The sequence below is a fragment of the Colwellia sp. RSH04 genome (genome assembly GCF_003545765.1).
Classification (GTDB): Bacteria; Pseudomonadota; Gammaproteobacteria; order Enterobacterales; family Alteromonadaceae; genus Colwellia.
Map to the genome: position 1 here is coordinate 1 of NZ_QXIO01000044.1, position 807 is coordinate 807.

The 807-nt window shown below is 39.5% G+C and carries 1 protein-coding gene; it reads right to left on the reverse strand.

Going from position 1 to position 807, the window contains the following annotated elements:
* Positions 1–152: 152 nt before the first annotated feature.
* A partial coding sequence (locus D1094_RS19110) for an RBD-like domain-containing protein (protein WP_147361105.1) occupies positions 153–807 on the reverse strand: 655 nt, incomplete at its 5' end.

The window sequence follows — 807 nt, forward strand, 5'->3', positions numbered from 1 at the left end:
CTCCTTTGTTGTTAACCCTCCATGTGATCTTCATTTCTATGGTTCTACTCCTGATCTAGCTGTCCTTTTAGTTTGCTTTTGTTTTAGGTGTGGTTGTTAATAACTGTGAGTTTGCTGTCCTTTCACTGTTCATCTTTTTTATCTTCTTTTTCTTAGATAAGTCCCTTTAACATTTCATATAATAAGGGCTTGGTGATGATGAACTCCTTGAATTTGATCTTATCTGAGAAGCACTTTATCTGTCCTTCCATTCTAAATGAAAGTTTTGCTGGATAGAGCAATCTTGGTTGTAGGTCTTTGGATTTCATGACTTGGAATACTTCTTTCCAGCCCCTTCTTGCCTGTAAGGTCTCTTTTGAGAAATCAGCTGACAGTCTGATGGGAACTCCTTTGTAGGTGACTGTCCCCTTATCTCTTGCTGCTTCTAGGATTCTCTCCTTCATTTTAATCTTGGCTAATGTAATGATGATGTGCCTTGGTGTGTTCCTTCTTGGGTCCAACTTCTTTGGGACTCTCTGAGCTTCCTGGATTTCCTGGAAGTCTATTTCCTTTGCCAGATTGGGGAAGTTCTCCTTTATTATTTGTTCAAATAAGTTTTCCACTTGTGGCTGTTCCTTTTCCCCTTCTGGTACCCCTATAATTCGGATGTTGGAGCATTTAAAGATGTCCTGGAGGTTCCTAAGCCTCTCCTCATTTTTTTGAATTCTTGTTTCTTCATTCTTTTCTGTTTGGTCATTTTTTTCTTCCTTCTGGTCCACTCCCTTGATTTGAGTCCCAGTTTCCTTTCCATTACTATTGGTTTCCCGT